The organism is Pseudomonas sp. Fl5BN2 (assembly GCF_009908205.1).
In the GTDB taxonomy this organism is placed as follows: domain Bacteria; phylum Pseudomonadota; class Gammaproteobacteria; order Pseudomonadales; family Pseudomonadaceae; genus Aquipseudomonas.
On sequence record NZ_JAAARL010000067.1, the window covers coordinates 1 to 447 of the forward strand.

General features: G+C 66.7%; 1 pseudogene. It reads left to right on the forward strand.

The annotated features are described in order from the left end of the window. Nucleotides 1–447 (forward strand): annotated as a pseudogene (locus GV819_RS32580) (hypothetical protein); the annotation flags it as partial.

Below are 447 nucleotides of genomic sequence, written 5' to 3' on the forward strand. Positions count from 1 at the left end.
GCCCAAGGGCAACCGCCTGGCCATTGTCACCATCTCCGGCGGCGCCGGGATCGCCATGGCCGACGGCGCCAGCAATGGCGGCCTGCAGTTGCCGGCGCTGGCACCTGCCAGTGTGAGCGCGCTGAAACAGGTTCTGCCTGCTTTTGCCGCGGTTGCCAACCCGCTGGATGTGACCGCCAGCCTGCTCACCGACCCGAGCCTGTTGCGGGTGACCCTGGAGCAACTGGCCAGTGACCCGAACGTCGACATGATCGGCCTGGCCCTGGCGGCTGCCAGTGGTTCTCAGGCGGTGGAGCTGGCCAACGAAATAGTGCGCATCTGCACTGAACGCGAGATACCGGTGCTGGTTGCCTGGAACGCCGACCCGGCCACGGTGCAGCAGGCCTATGACATTCTCGATACGGCAGGCATCCCGCGTTACCAGTCGCCGGTACGTTGTGCCCGCGG